This window comes from Brachybacterium sp. P6-10-X1, from assembly GCF_001969445.1.
In the GTDB taxonomy this organism is placed as follows: Bacteria; Actinomycetota; Actinomycetes; order Actinomycetales; family Dermabacteraceae; genus Brachybacterium.
In genome coordinates this window covers 3,321,009-3,335,802 of sequence record NZ_CP017297.1, presented here as the reverse complement: position 1 = coordinate 3,335,802, position 14,794 = coordinate 3,321,009, and the positions used below count along the sequence as shown (strand labels likewise).

Below are 14,794 nucleotides of genomic sequence, written 5' to 3'. Positions count from 1 at the left end.
AGAGACCTCTCATGATCGGCTCTGAGCTGGGAGGATCGCTGTCGGGACCAGCCGTGATCATGCCGCGGGGTCCACCAGTTTGTAGCCGGCGCCCCGGACGGTCACCAGACGCCTCGCCCCCAGCTTGCCGCGCAGATATCCCACGTACACGTCCACCACGTTCGAGGCGCCGTCGTAGTCGTACCCCCACACCTTCGACAGCAGCAGATCCCGGGTGAGCACCTGGTTCGGGTTCTCCAGGAACACCCGCGCCATCGTGTACTCGCGAGAGGACAGCTCCACCGATCGCTCGCCCTCCTCACCTCCCCTGGCCTCGTCCGCCGCGAAGGTCGCGATCCGGGTGCGCAGGTCGAGGGAGAGATCCCCGAGCTCGAGCACATCGCTGCTGGCGGCACCCGCCCCGGTGGTCGCCTCGCGGGCGCGCAGCTTCACCCGGGCCAGCAGCTCCTCGAAGCGGAAGGGCTTGGCGATGTAGTCGTTGGCGCCGCCCTCCAGGCCCTGCACGGTGTCGTCGACCCCGGTGCGCGCGGTGACCATGAGGATCGGGATGTCCACGTCCATCTCCCGCAGAGCCTTGAGGACCTGGAAGCCGTCCATGCGGGGCAGGCCGACGTCGAGGATCAGCAGGTCGAAGTCCCCGCTGGAGGCGAGGTCCAGGGCGCTGATGCCGTCCTCGACGACGGTCGAGGCGTAGCCGTTGGCCTTCAGCCCCCGCTCCACGAACCGGGCGATGCGCGCCTCGTCCTCGGCGATCAGGATCCTCATCAACTGCTCCTCGTCGTCGTGCGCGGGGAGCCGACCGGCTCCCTCTGATCAATGGTGCGACCGTCGCGGGGCCCGGCGGCGTCCCGGGTGCCGGGCCCGTCCTCCGTGTCGACCTCGGCACCCGTCCTCCGCGTGAACTGCGGGAAGACGAGCGTGAAGGTGGAACCTCGCCCAGGAGCCGACAGCAGGCGGACCACCCCGCCGTGTCCCTCGGCGATCGCCCGCACGATCGGCAGACCGAGCCCGGATCCCGCGCCGCGGGCGCCGTCGACGCGGGTGAAGCGCTCGAAGATGCGGCGCTGGTCGTCCTCGGCGATGCCGACACCCTCGTCCCGCACGCCGACGTGGATCTCGGGGCCGTCGGGGCCCAGCACCTGGTCCACCGAGAAGCAGATGCGACTGCCCTCGTCGCTGTAGCGCACGGCGTTGGCGGCGAGCTGCACGACGGCCTGGGTGAGGCGCTGGTCGTCGGCGTCGGCGACGACGTCGGCCGCGCGGACCAATTCCCAGTCGCGCTCGGCGATCCGCTCGATCCGGGCGAAGGCGGAGCGGGCGAACTCCTGCATCTGCAGCGGGGCGGGGCGCACGTAGTCGGGGCGGGCCGACGCTGCCAGTTCGGAGAGGTCGCCGACGACGCGACCCATCCGGTCCAGCTCGTCGGTCGCGATCTCGTGCGCCTCGCGCACGTCGGCGGGATCCTCGAGGTCGGTCGTCTCCAGAGTGCCGCGCACGATGGTCAGCGGGGTGCGCAGCTCGTGGCCGACATCGCTCATGAAGCGGCGCTGCTCGGCGAAGCCGATCTGGATCCGCTCCAGCATCCGGTTGAAGTTGGTGGCCAGGGCGGAGATGTCGTCGTTGGCGGCGGGCACGGGGATGCGGTGCGCGAGGTCGTCGACGGTGACCTGCTCTGTGGCCGAGCGCAGTGCCCCCAGCGGCTTGAGCAGCCGCCCGGTGACCACGTACCCCACCCAGCCGGCGATCAGCAGAGTGATGACGGAGAGGCCGGCGAAGGTGGCCACGGACTGCCACAGGGCCTGCTTCTCGACACCGATGTTGTTGGCGACCACGAAGACGCCCTCGGCATCGTCCCCGGCGACCTGCACCGAGGCCACCAGCACCCGCAGCTCGCGGTCGCCGAGGGTCATCGTGGTGGTCACCGTCCTGCCCGGCTCGTGCACCGCCATGATCTGCTCCAGGACCTGCTGGGACCGGGCGGAGTCGTCGGGCACCAGCTCGAAGTCCTGGCTGCGGGGCTTGTGCGCGGGCAGTCCGTCGATCAGCGCGATCACGGACTCGTTGTCCGAGGGGGCGGCGGACTCGGTCGCGGCCTTCAGCACCGCGTCGACCGTGGTGTGCGTGAAGCTGCCGTCGTCCTCCGTGGACTCCGCGATGAGCTTCAGCTCCTGGTACTCCTGCAGCAGCTCCCCGTGGACGCGGTCCTCCAAGGAGCGGAACTGCACCGCATAGGTGAGGATCCCGGTCACGGCCAGGCCCACGACCATGAAGGCGAGCATCGTCGTCAGCACGCGCGTGCGGACGGTCCAGCTGCGTCCCGGGGGGCGCGTCTGCTGCCGCCTGCTCTCCCGTGCGCTCATGAGGGCATCGTAGGCGGACGGGCGGGCGAACCTCGATCCAGGATCGACAGCGGGAGGGCGGTCTGGACCGGGGCCGGCTCTCGCACTATATTGGGGCAATGTCACACAATTCGGACATTCAGGGGTCCTGTGGTGATCGGCTCTCGATCGCCATGATGGGGACGAGAGGCGTACCCGCCGCCTACGGGGGGTTCGAGACGGCCGTCGAGGAGGTCGGGCGGCGGCTGGTCGAGCGCGGCCACGACGTCTCGGTGTACACCCGCAGAGCAGGGATACGCCGGCGGGAGCATCTCGGCATGCGCGTCGTGACCCTGCCGGCGATCCCGCAGAAGCAGCTCGAGACCCTCAGCCACACCGGCGTCTCGGCCCTCCACCTGATCACTCGGCGGCGCACGGATGCGGCGTTCGTGTTCAACGCGGCCAACTCCCCGTTCCTGCCGCTGCTGCACGGGCGCGGCATCCCCACCGCGCTGCACATGGACGGACTGGAGTGGCGCCGCTCGAAGTGGGGCCGACGCGGCACGGCGTACTACCGCTGGGCGGAGGAGTTCGGCGTGCGCCACGGGGATGCGCTGATCGCCGACGCCCCCGGCATCTCCGACTACTACCGCGATCAGTTCGGGGTGCGCACGGAGCTGATCCGCTACGGCGCCCCGATCCTCGAGCGGGCCCCGGAGTCCGGGGTGCGCGACCTCGGCCTGGAGCCCGGCGACTACCACCTGGTCGTCGCCCGCTTCGAGCCGGAGAACCATGTGCTGGAGATCGTGGAGGGCTATCGCCGCAGCTCCGCGTCCCTGCCGCTGGTGGTGGTCGGCTCCGCGCCGTACAGCGCCGAGTACACGCGAGCGATCCGCAGCGCGGCCGACGGGGATCCCCGTATCCGGCTCCTGGGTGGGGTCTACGACCCGGGGCTCCTCGACGCGCTGTACTTCCACGCCCTGACCTACGTGCACGGCCACTGCGTGGGCGGCACGAACCCGTCGTTGCTGCGCGCCATCGGGGCGGGGACCCCGGTGATCGCCTACGACGTGGGGTTCAACCGCGAGGTGCTGGACGACGAGGGCTGGTTCTTCTCGGGGGCCGACGACATCGCCGACCTGTTCCGCCTCACGGAATCCGCACCGGCCGCGGTCGCCGCCCAGGGGCACACGAATCGTGTGCGGGCGGCCTCGGTGTTCCGCTGGGACGACGTCGCGAGCGCGTACGAGGACCTGGCGCGGCGGCTCGCCGGCGGCGAGTCGATCCGGCACGAGTCGCCGCGGCTGCGGCGCCGCGAGGAGGAGTGGGTCGGATGAGCACCCCGACGAGCACTCCCGGGACGAGCACTCCCGGGTCGAGCACCGCCGAGATGAGCGCTGAGGAGAGGACCGTCCTGGTCGTCCATCCGGGGGCCGAGCTGTTCGGCTCCGACCGGATGCTCCTGGAGAGCGTCATCGGGCTGCGGGAGGCACGGTGCACCGTGATCGTGGCCCTGCCCTCCGACGGGCCCCTGGTCCCTGAACTGCAGCGCGCCGGCGCCCAGGTGGTGATCACCTCGATGCTCGTGCTGCGCAAAGCCCTGCTGCGGCCCCGCGGATGGCCGACGCTGCTGCGCTCGTCGCTGACGGGGATGGTGAGCGCCTGGCGGCTGCTGGGACGGGTGCGCCCGGACGCCGTGTACGTCTCGACGATCATCATCCCCCAGTGGCCGCTGCTCGCCCGGGTGCGCGGCACGCGCTCGATCAGCCACGTGCACGAGGCCGAGGCAGCCGGCAGCAGGCTGGTCAACGCCGCGCTGTACCTTCCGCATCTGGCGTCGACCCGGACCCTGGTCAACAGCGAGTTCAGCCTGCGGACGATCCGCGACGCCCTGGCTCCGCTGGCCCGACGCGCCGAGGTGATCTACAACGGCGTCGCCTCCCCCGAGGACCCGCAGCCGCCGCGGGCGGAGCTCACGGGTCCGCTGCGGATCCTGTACCTCGGGCGGCTCTCGCCGCGCAAGGGCCCGGACCTGGTGCTCGAGGCCGCCTCGCGGTTGCAGGACGCTGGTCGGTCCGTGGCGGTCACCCTGCTGGGCACCGCGTTCGAGGGGTACGGGTGGTACGAGGGGCAGCTGCGGGAGCAGGCGGCGATCAGCGGGGTCGACGTCGAGTTCGCGGGGTTCCAGAGCGACATCTGGCCGTTCCTCGCGGAGACGGACGTGCTGGTGGTGCCGTCGCGCATGGCCGAGCCCTTCGGCAACACCGCCGTCGAGGGCGTGCTCGCATTGCGGCCTGTGATCGCCAGCGACTGCGGTGGGCTGCGGGAGGCGGCCGGTGGGTACAGCACGACACGCCTGACGCCCGTCGAAGACGCTGCCGAACTCATGCACGCATTGTCCGCGATCGCGAACGGGTGGGCAGAGATCATCGATACCGTCTCGGACAGTCGTGCGGCCGCCATGGGCCGACACGCACCGGCCACCTATCGCGCTGCGATCGCCCTGGCCGTGATCGAATAAGTCCAGTCGCCCTCACGGACATCACCCGGCTGCTGGACCGGCATTCCACCGGACATCGACGACCGTTCTGCCGAGGATCCACCGCAAGCCAGGTCGAGAAGACTTCCGGCCCGGCACCCTCGAGGACGTATTCTCGCCCCGTGCAAGTGTTGACCCGCGCCGACCGTTCGACCGGACGGGCACCAGATGTCTCATGCACCCCATGATCGTCACGTATTCAACGAGCCCGTCGGCACCGCCAAGAAGGCGACGCCTATCAGTCTTACCGCACCTCGACGTCGGGGTTCAGAATCAGACACAGCTCTCCGCAGCCTTGATGGTCCACATATCGTGCGCGTCCGACTGCCTCGGCGCCGCCACCGAAGTCAGACCCTCATCCCTCAGGGATCCGCCCTGCATACGGCAGCCGTCGGCCGAGCCGAACAAGCCGTCGCTCCACGAGAGCGTAGATTACGGAGGTCACGACCAGCGCCCACACGATGGCTCCGACCACACTGAGCCACACCACCGGCACCCCGAGTATCGCCAGCGCGATGGGCACCATAGGGGCGACTAAAGGGTGGAACAGATATATCGAGTACGATGCATCTCCAAAGAACAAAAGCTGCTTTGGAAGCGCCCGCCGAAGCAATGGTTCCGCCAAGACCGTGATGGCAACCAACCCCACGATGACGAAGAATCTAAAAGGTGCCGAGCGAGACCAATCCATCTCCCCCGCAAGCGCCAGTACTCCTGCCACGCAGAGGCAGGCCACCGACAGAGCCACCAACCAGCGAGTCAACCCCTTACGCACAAGCACAGCAACCACCACACCGACAACAAAGTACAGGGTCACTGGGTCCAGATACACAGCCCAGGGCGACGTACCTTCGGGACTCAATTGCCCCCAAATGGTGAGAGCGACCATAACGCTACCAACAAAGAGGAGGGGGGTCACTCGAAGCAAGAGTGCGATTGCAAATACCGCATAGAAGAACATCTCGAAGGTCAGCGTCCACCCAACGCCCATCACCGGCTCGACAGCTCCGACATCGTTGCACGAAGGCAAAAAGAGGTAAGAGAACAAGACGTGCTGAGGATCGAGCGACGACCTCAATGCGACGCCAGGCAGTATCAATAGCGCTACGATCTTCGCGGTGGTTGCGATCCAGTACATCGGAACGATTCGCACGATGCGTCGCATCGCAAAATATCGCCAGCCATGCGGCACCCTCATGAACGGGCCAGCCGTTATCATCATCACGAACCCCGAGATAACGAAAAATATATCCACACCGGCAGTACCGGCCTCCCATGTCGAAACATTCGGATCCAGCCGGGTCGACGTGTAGAACGTTGAATGGGTGACCAGAACTAACAGAGCGGCTACGAAACGGAGAGCCTGCAACCCTTCGAAAACACCCGATGATGACTTCTCGACGGGCACAGATTCGGTAGCGACCGCTCGCTGTTCAACCATGTCGGACGCCTCTCCAGAGCAACCTTGCAAATCGGGAACATGGGGCACCAGCCTCGTCCTCGCGCCATGCCGGCTCCAATAAAACTGGACCAGCCCCGTCCTTCAGCTCGTGACGTCCTGCACGTTCATCAAGAGCTCCACGCCAAACACCGAAATCTATAGCTCCATGAACACCCGATCCCACGGCGGGCCCATCAGGCTTGGACGCCGCTGAGAGCACTCATCTTCCGGAACCATACGGCCAGCGCCGCAGCTAAATACAAGACGGCGGCAAGAGCGAGCAGTGTATACGAAACCATGAAACCGGGCACCCATCCCCAGAACACGAACACAAAGCACAAAGTTCCGTAGTCCGTTGGAATTCCTGCTATTGCGCGCAGCGGGGAAGAGCCTCCCGCCTGTGTCGACTGTCCGACTCCGAGTCGAGCACGCAGGAGGTCATTGAGAATCATTCCGAAGAATGTGACAGTAGCAACGACAGCAAAAGCCAGAGGCACAAGCAGCCACGTCACCTCGAGCGGCTCAACGTAGCGGTACACGCCGACGACCACGGCGACATGCAACGAGACAATCTTTGCCGAATCGATGATGTGATCGAGCCACTCACCGACGAGCGAACCACCGCCACGTAGACGGGCAACTTGACCATCAGCGCTGTCCCATGCGTACCCGATGGCCAGCATGAGCCAGACGACGACCCCCACCGGCAACGATGGCGGCACCGCCACGAGCAACGCGATGCCTGAGAAGGTGAACCCCGCGCTGACCAACGTGACCTGATTCGGGGTCAGTCCGGCAGTGTGAGCGACAGAGGCCAAGACCCGCCCCAATGGACGGTTTACGTAGATGGAGTAGGCGGGGGCGCCACGCGCGCGACCCTTCTGCGCATCCGAGAGGCTGCGATATGACTCAATAACACTCAAGGGGTTACCTCCGTAGCGGCAAAATCGTCGACAAAGATGCTGCAGGGCAGGGGGGAGAAGCCACCGCCCGCGTACGTTGCAATGCCCATGTGGCCAGCCCCCTGAAGCTCAGGCGTGGAATCTGTCGTTGTCAACTGCCAATCAGTGGGCTCAGCGGAACCGTCTTCCCAGATCTTGCTCCGCACTGTCGTCTCCTCGACGCCGAAAACTTGCAGTCTGACGTGATAGGTGGTGTTCGGCTGAACGGTGAGCCCCTGTATATTCTCCCAATCCATCACGTCGTTCCGCTGGGAGAGCTGCGCTTGAACATTCCCGTCGTCCTGGATTACCCATCGTGCTCGATAATCGTTGCCGTCGACAACTCTGCCGAGTGCCGAAACATACATTCGTCCATTAGTAATCTCGTCGGAGACGGCGAACGAGAACGTCAGGTCCGTGTTGTCCGTCGTTGCCTCCGTCAGCGCCGCTGATCGAAGCTGGCTGGCATTCTGCGAGCTGAACTTCGCTCTGCCGTCTTCGATGCCGACGTTCGAGGAACCGCTGGTCTGTGTCCAGGTGCCGCCCAGAGGCGCTGTTCCCAGCAACCCGTCGGCTCTTTGGAAGTCATCCTGCACCACCTGTCCCGCTTCAGCGTCAATGGATACTGTCACCTCATCAGTAGTCGTCGCCGTCGCACCGAGATCGTCGGTCACGGTCAACGTCACCTCATAGCTGCCGGCATCCGCATACTCGTGCACTGCAGACGACCCCGCCCCCGTCGCACCATCACCGAAGTCCCAGGCATACGAGGCAATCGCCCCATCCGGATCACCCGACCCCGACGCATCCACCGCGACCTCCAGACCCGACGCCTCCGCCGAGAACACCGCCACCGGATCCTGATTCTCCGGCCCGGCAGGCTCGGACACCTCGACCGACTCCGTCGACGAACCCACCGCACCGTCATCATCCGTCACCGTCAACGTCACCTCATAGCTGCCGGCATCCGCATACTCGTGCACTGCAGACGACCCCGCCCCCGTCGCACCATCACCGAAGTCCCAGGCATACGAGGCAATCGCCCCATCCGGATCACCCGACCCCGACGCATCCACCGCGACCTCCAGACCCGACGCCTCCGCCGAGAACACCGCCACCGGATCCTGATTCTCCAAAGGTTCTGCTTCGCTCTCGGTCGATCCAGCCCAGAAGTTGTCGAACTGAGTCCGCAATGGGAAATTGGTGGCGCTCCCGCTGAGATATACGCCTAGCCCCACGTAGCCGCCTGTCTGCAACGCAGCAATGGAATTGACAGCGGTAGCTGTCCATTCCGCTGGTTCGGCTGTACCGACCTTCCAGACTTTGACTCGAAGCTCAGTGGGTGACGTACCTGTCGCCTCAGCTCTCATTCGAAGTTGATCTCCAGCTTCAACTTTCGCCACGTTCGGGACATTGCTGAGAACCGTTCCCGTCGCCTGCAGCTGCACGGTGACGTCACCCGCTGGGGACACGATTGCTCGAGCACGGTATTCGTCGCTGCCAGCGCGCCTCGTGGCCACAGTTGAGTAGGCGCTCCCTCCCTCAGGGAGCTCCGGGAACGAGATGTCGACCTCCACCGCTGTATCCGTCGAACTCACCGAGGGGAGATAGGCGTTTCGCAGCGAGCCCTGCGCGGGCTGCAGAATCACACCGAAGTCGCCATCCACGAGATAGTTCGAAGAACTGTTCGTCAGCGTCCACCCCCCTCCCTCCTCCGCCGATCCGAACCCGGTCGCCTCGACCCGGTTGAAGTCATCGCGAGCGTAGGTGGAAGCGCCGGTGGGAGCAGCGACCATCACCGGGGCGCTGCTGGTCGCCGTCTCCCCGCTGTCATCCGTAACGGTCAGAGTTACCGTATAGGTGCCATCCTCGGCGTAGGTGTGCCCCGTCGTCTCCACGCCTACTTCTGAGGTGCCATCGCCCCAGTCCCATGCGAACACTTCTATGACTCCGTCGGAGTCGATGCTGGATGAAGCGTCGAACTCAGCAATCAGCCCGTCGACCGAGGTCGTGAACGACGCCACGGGTGCTTGATTCGGCGCTACTTGCACGACCTCCGACATCGTTGACGTCGCTCCACGATCGTCGGTGACGGTCAAGGTCACCATGTAGCTCCCGCCGTCCGTGTACGTGTGAGTCGCGTCGATGCCGTCACTCGCCGGACTGCCGTCTCCCCAGTCCCAGCGGTACTCAGATATCTCACCGTCCTCATCGCTGGACGCGGCCCCATCCACGGACACCGTCAGCTGCGCGGTGGATGCGGCGAACCTCGCCGTCGGGCTGATGTTCGGCGGCAGGCCTGTGCTTCCCAGCGCGTAGTGCGCTGAGATGTCCTCCGCTGGGATCGGCACAAGGTAAACCGCGACCTCGTCGATCACGCCGTCGAACTCGTCGTCGCCCGGCCCCCAGGTGTGGTCGCCTCCGACGTGCCAGTACCCGGTGTACTCCTGGGCGCCGGGCTCGGGATCTGATCCCACGACCTCGCCGTCGACATACAGGACCATGCCACCGGCGCCCTGAGTAGCGACGACGTGGTGCCATCGGTCGTCGTTGTACGAGGAAGACGTCTCGATCTTCCGCTCCGCGCCCGGCCACACGCCGTAGACGAGCTGTCCGGTGTCGGTCATATAGACATGGCGGTCATAGTTCGACGAAGTGCCCGTCGCGCTGCTTCCGAATCCGATGATCTTGCCGCCGGTCGAGGTAGAGGTCTTGAACCATGCCTCGAGCGAGTACGACCGCGGGTTCGAGTAGGAGTTCTGGCTGATCACCTGACCGCCGTCGAACTGCGCTGCGGTGTCCGCCACGCCATCGAGAGCACCTGTAGCTCCATGCGAGACATCGCCGATGTAGGAGCCGTCCTGGCCGTAACCCGAGGAGTCGGCAGCGGTATCACCACTGGCCTCCCCAAATCGCCAGTAAAGCGCCGGATTGAGATCAAAGACGCTCGCGCCATAGGCGTCACCCGGCGGGTCGGCTGACTCCACCGTTCGTCCGGACGCTGCGACGTGGGCAGCGACCTGTGATCTGCTCAGCGGTTCCGCATACACGGCCACCTCATCGATGTCGCCCGCGAAGCGATCGCTGCCCGACCACGACGAGTCGCCACCTACGCGCCAATAACCGTTGTAGCCCTGAGCCGTCGTGACATCTGCGCGCTGCGCCGCGCGCACGCCATCGATGTACAAAACCATTCCCTCGTCGCTGAGTCCTGCGGCGACATGGTGCCACTCACCATCGTTGTACGGCGTCGACGTCTCGACGGTCTGGGAAGATCCGGGATACACCCCAAAGGCAATCCGACCGCCAGGTTCCATGTATACGTGGCGGTCGTAGCTCGTCGAGTTGCCGGACGAACGGTTGCCGAACCCGATGATCTTGCCGCCCGCAATCGATGTGGTCTTGAACCAGGCTTCAAGCCCGAACGTGTTCGGACCTGCGATCGATGTCGTCGTTGACGCGTAACCCTGGTTTCCACCGTTGAAGCTGGCTGCACCACGGTTCTCACCCGAGATCGCCCCGTCGGCACCCCGAGTCACGCCGTTATAGACGGTGAGATCAGACGCGCCGGCCCAGTCGTAGGAGATCCCCGGATCGGAGTCGTCCAGCGGCCAGTAGTTGAGAGGCTGGTCATTCAAGATCACGTCCCGGTACGCGCTGGCGGTACTAGTCCCAGTCGCTGTCGCCGTCGCTCGCTGACTAAGAAGCGAATGACCTTCCTCGTCCGTTGCACGTATACGGTAGGTGTAGGCCACCTCAGATTCGACAGCGGAGTCGACGTATGCCATCGGAGGCAGACCCCAATCACTCGACTTGGAGCGGACGTCCTCGAATGTCTTAATGACTTCCCCGTCACGCAGAACATCGTAGGTCAAATACTCGCTGTCTCGATCGTAATTCGTCGGCCACGAGATCCTAATGGCGCCGTTGAGGGATTGCGCATCGGTCGGCCAATCCGTATTCCACATCCGCGGCCCTTGCTCATTCGTCGACTTCTCCTTGAGGGCGAAGCGGACGAGGCCCTGCTGCGGCGTTCGGTTCACCTCGGTGAACTCTCCCCCGTATACGAGGTACTCGGAATTTCCATTCACTGTCCATGGCCCCTGATACGCACCGCTGACGTTGGCTGCATTGAAAGTTGGGAACCAATGACGGAGACGCGGCGCAGGATTTCCACCGAAGTCGTAATAGCCAAGATTGAGACCGGGTGGCGTGATCCGCTCAACATCCTTGGTCACAGCGATGGCCCGGTAGAACGTCCAGGGATCGGACTGAGGAAAACCATCGACCAGGCTGCCGCAGTAGTGGGGATGTCCGGCTGCATAGACGATTTCACCCATCGGCTGAACATCATATTGATCGCCATGACAGTCATTGACCCAGGTCAGGTTTCCGGTCTCCCACGAAGCACGGAAGCTCCCCTCTAGATTTCCTCCGGAACCGAACACGTAACCGGTACCGTAGAAGGAATCCGAATTCGATTTCAGCGAGAGGATCGCAGCGTCATTGCCCGCATTGCGGATTACGTCGTTCACTTGGAACGGCCCAATCAGGGATCCATCGGTCGCCGAAACCATCCCCAGTCCGTAACCGGGGTCATCGCTGCCGTTGAGGGTCGGGAAGTCGCCACCCAGCACGACTTTCGTCTCGTCCGGAGAGACGAGGACGACACGACCTCGCCGTTCGCCGAGCACCGGGGCCCAGGGCAGAAGAGTGCCATCGCGCGAGATGGCCGCAGCCCCAGTGCGATCCTGTCCGTTGACGCGCCCGAAATTTCCGGTGATGTACACGGTCGAGTTCGTCGCGTCGACTCCTATGGCGACGCTGTTGGCGTTGGGGTTGAACGCTGCGAGCGATCCTGCGGGGATGTCGAAGCCCGCAACGCGCGAGCGGGCCTGTCCATCAACCGCCGTGAAGTCTCCGACGATGTAGAGACGAGTGCCATCCGGGGACGCCTCGACCGAACGGACCTGCGCGTTGATCGAGGGGGCGAAGGACTGGATCAGTTCACCAGTCGAGAGACTGTAGGCCAGCAGGTTCGATCGGGGGGGTTCATTGGTGCCCGCCGGCGATCCGGCCGGGCGTGCTGAAGAGAAGGATCCCGCGGCGTAGACGACGTCACCGACTATCTCCTGATCCCACACGATCCCGTTGATCTGCACCGTCGGGAGAGCATCGGCGGTCACCGTCGCCGGATCGTCCTCGACCGCAGTCAAGGAGCTCGTAGGCGCCGTGGCGCTCGCGTCGGAAACGATTGGAACGGCAGCTTCCGCTGGCGCCTGCGCACCCGGATCCACACCCGCCGGCGGCGCGAGTTCAGCATGTGCGGACGGATCCGCAAAGACCGACCCCAGAGTGACAATGAGTGCGATGACCGTCCCGACGACAGTCAACCGCAGAGTCCTCGCACCAACGTAGGTGTCCATCCGCGCTCCCCCATACAGGGCGGTCCGAAGAAGGCGCCACCCGCACGCCGCGGAGCAACCAGGTTCAGCTCACCGAAGTGTCGTCCTTACGGTCGCGGACCGGTGAAGACGACGTCTGGCTCCTCTGCCAGAACATCCACCATAATACGGACATTTCCGGCATAATCAAGAGGGACCGAGAATGTATATGTGGCGACTGCCGTGTCACCCGGTTCGAGCGAGAAGGGCAGCACGGCAGAAGTGTCATCGACCACTGCGGGCGCAGGGATGCGGTCATCGTCTCCGTACGTCAGGTTCACGCTCGCGCCGGAGGTGTCGACCGGCCTGTCGCCGACGTTCTCGACCTGGATCTGCACCTTCACCGCTGGGCCCCGGACCTCTCCCGGGATGTCGCGCCCCGCGGTCACCGAGTCGACGGCGACGACCTCGACCACGAGCTCGTCCGCGACGGGCGCAGTCTCGTCGAAAGACAGCTCCTTCACTGCGGAGGGTTTCTCCACCGCCTCGGTCTCGCCGGTGGCCGGAGGCCCTACAGCAGCTGGAGAAACCTCGGGCTCCGTCGAATCCTCGGAACCTGTCGGCGTCGCAGATTCCGGGGAATCGGAAGGTCCCGACTGGTCGGCGCTCGGCGACTCTGCCGGAGATGGTGATGACTCCACCTCCAGCGGAGGGCTCGGGTCACGCAACATCACCCAAGCGCCTAAGACGACCACGACGAGAAGCGCCACAGAGCCAGTAACGATCCAGGTCCAACGGGGGCTCCACTGCCTCGACCGGCGGTTTCCGCTCTCGTTCATCGCTCCCCCACACTTCGCTCTCCGACAGCCCGGTCACTCGGGATCTCGCTGTAGGGCCGGGAGGTCGACCTGAACCGGCCGCCGGTTGCCAGTTGCCGGCGCTTCACTGCGGCGCCGAGATGGCGGCTCCGTCCTGTGAGCACTGTCGCCAAGAGCATGAACTGCACGAAGGGCAACGCTCCACCGACCAGCCCACTCTCGGTGACAGTCCGGATGAGCATGACAACGAGCAGAGGAAGCACCAACCATCGGCGCCGCGTTGAGGCGCACGCAGTGATCACGCACCACGTCACGAGTGACCCGACGAGAAGCATGCCAAGGAATCCCGACTGCGCCAGGATCGAGACCCAGCTGCTGTCCAACACCTGCTCGTCGAGCCATCTGCGGTCTACGGGAACCGTCTTCGTCGCCAGTCCCAGTCCGATCCACTTCTCCCAGGCGGTCCAACTCCATCCGAGCACGACACGCCACGCGTCGAAGCGAGCTTCGAGCGTCGAGGTGGTATCCGTGGACCCTGCACGCGTTGCTACTGCGCGAAGTGCGTCGGTGAGCACAGCCATGGCGTACAGGACGGGTGCGGAAGCCAGCAGAAGATACACGATCGAACGGTCCCCGATGCCGTTCACGGCCACCCCCACCAGGATTGCGACGGCGACAGCAAGGAAGGCCGTCCGCGACCCGGTACCGATGACGATCGCCAGAAGCACAGCGGACGGGAACGCACTCCATACCCGCACCCCATGCCGGAGCATGAGGACCGTCAAGCCCACCAGAGGGGCGCCGGCGAGCTCTGCGAGCGGGTTCGGATGGAGCTGCGGGATCCCGCCCCCGAGACGCCCTTCATACAGGGCGTCAGGAATACCCGTCACACCCGCGACCAGAGCGACCGTCGCCATCGCAGCAAGCAGCGTACCGACTCCCACATCCCAGGGCACGGTGCAGAGGATCAGTAGGACCGTCGCGACGAGGATGGCCACCCGAATCGCCAGTACGATCGTAGGCATGGCGCTGCCAGCGACAATGGCGCCGAGCGTGCTGACGAGCACGACGACGACTGCGAGAGCAGCTGGCCCCAGCCCGATCGGGTATCTGAGATTCGACGTCCCAGCGATCGCCGCCGCTCCCAGGAGTCCCGCGACAGCGACGGCCGCCTTCCCGACAACGGTCGGATCCAGGCCTCCATCGAAGATCTCATCACTCCGCCAGGGGACCACTGAGAGGACGAGGAGCAGTTGGACGAACCAGACTGCGGCGAGCCGCGCGACGGTCATCCGAAGTTCTGGACGAGTACCTGGGGCTCGAGCCGCCGAAGTGGAGCTCATGCTCACGGCT

General features: G+C 65.0%; 9 protein-coding genes. 2 read left to right on the top strand and 7 right to left on the bottom strand.

The annotated features are described in order from the left end of the window. Positions 1–57 precede the first annotated feature (57 nt). Positions 58–765, bottom strand: a complete 708-nt coding sequence (locus BH708_RS14925) for a response regulator transcription factor (RefSeq protein ID WP_076809846.1) — start codon at positions 763–765, stop codon at positions 58–60. Then, a complete protein-coding gene (locus tag BH708_RS14920; RefSeq protein ID WP_083713643.1) occupies positions 765–2,360 on the bottom strand; it encodes a cell wall metabolism sensor histidine kinase WalK in 1,596 nt (531 codons plus the stop codon). The genes BH708_RS14925 and BH708_RS14920 overlap by 1 nt, the downstream gene beginning before the upstream one ends. A gap of 98 nt (positions 2,361–2,458) precedes the next feature. Between BH708_RS14920 and BH708_RS14915 the strand changes: the two genes are divergently transcribed. Together BH708_RS14915 and BH708_RS14910 are read left to right on the top strand one after the other, a co-directional pair. Next, positions 2,459–3,655, top strand: a complete 1,197-nt coding sequence (locus BH708_RS14915) for a DUF1972 domain-containing protein (RefSeq protein WP_076809845.1) — start codon at positions 2,459–2,461, stop codon at positions 3,653–3,655. Further along, positions 3,652–4,839, top strand: a complete 1,188-nt coding sequence (locus BH708_RS14910) for a glycosyltransferase family 4 protein (RefSeq protein ID WP_253705352.1) — start codon at positions 3,652–3,654, stop codon at positions 4,837–4,839. Before BH708_RS14915 ends, BH708_RS14910 begins: the two co-directional genes overlap by 4 nt. Positions 4,840–5,212: 373 nt before the next feature. Here BH708_RS14910 and BH708_RS14905 read toward each other — a convergent pair whose 3' ends face one another. The 5 genes from BH708_RS14905 to BH708_RS14885 all read right to left on the bottom strand — a co-directional run bounded on the left by BH708_RS14905 (position 5,213) and on the right by BH708_RS14885 (position 14,733). Continuing rightward, positions 5,213–6,298, bottom strand: a complete 1,086-nt coding sequence (locus BH708_RS14905; RefSeq protein WP_076809844.1) for an acyltransferase — start codon at positions 6,296–6,298, stop codon at positions 5,213–5,215. 194 nt (positions 6,299–6,492) lie between these two features. After that, a complete protein-coding gene (locus tag BH708_RS14900) occupies positions 6,493–7,026 on the bottom strand; it encodes a CDP-alcohol phosphatidyltransferase family protein (RefSeq protein WP_371330010.1) in 534 nt (177 codons plus the stop codon). Between the two features lie 191 nt (positions 7,027–7,217). Then, complete coding sequence (locus BH708_RS14895) at positions 7,218–12,665, bottom strand: PKD domain-containing protein (RefSeq protein WP_083713641.1); 5,448 nt, start codon at positions 12,663–12,665, stop codon at positions 7,218–7,220. Between the two features lie 86 nt (positions 12,666–12,751). Beyond that, positions 12,752–13,462 (bottom strand): hypothetical protein, encoded by a 711-nt coding sequence (locus BH708_RS19885; protein ID WP_157235988.1) that lies wholly within the window; start codon positions 13,460–13,462, stop codon positions 12,752–12,754. Then, positions 13,459–14,733: an O-antigen ligase gene (locus BH708_RS14885; protein WP_076809841.1), complete on the bottom strand. Its 1,275-nt coding sequence runs from the start codon at positions 14,731–14,733 to the stop codon at positions 13,459–13,461. The genes BH708_RS19885 and BH708_RS14885 overlap by 4 nt, the downstream gene beginning before the upstream one ends. Positions 14,734–14,794: the final 61 nt, after the last annotated feature.

Bases quoted from the DNA above. Each gene is read 5' to 3' on its own strand.
- BH708_RS14910 (WP_253705352.1), top strand. From the start codon at position 3,652: ATGAGCACCCCGACGAGCACTCCCGGGACGAGCACTCCCGGGTCGAGC.
- BH708_RS19885 (WP_157235988.1), bottom strand. From the start codon at position 13,462: ATGAACGAGAGCGGAAACCGCCGGTCGAGGCAGTGGAGCCCCCGTTGG.
- BH708_RS14885 (WP_076809841.1), bottom strand. From the start codon at position 14,733: ATGACCGTCGCGCGGCTCGCCGCAGTCTGGTTCGTCCAACTGCTCCTC.
- BH708_RS14895 (WP_083713641.1), bottom strand. From the start codon at position 12,665: ATGGACACCTACGTTGGTGCGAGGACTCTGCGGTTGACTGTCGTCGGG.
- BH708_RS14915 (WP_076809845.1), top strand. From the start codon at position 2,459: ATGTCACACAATTCGGACATTCAGGGGTCCTGTGGTGATCGGCTCTCG.
- BH708_RS14925 (WP_076809846.1), bottom strand. From the start codon at position 765: ATGAGGATCCTGATCGCCGAGGACGAGGCGCGCATCGCCCGGTTCGTG.
- BH708_RS14905 (WP_076809844.1), bottom strand. From the start codon at position 6,298: ATGGTTGAACAGCGAGCGGTCGCTACCGAATCTGTGCCCGTCGAGAAG.
- BH708_RS14920 (WP_083713643.1), bottom strand. From the start codon at position 2,360: ATGAGCGCACGGGAGAGCAGGCGGCAGCAGACGCGCCCCCCGGGACGC.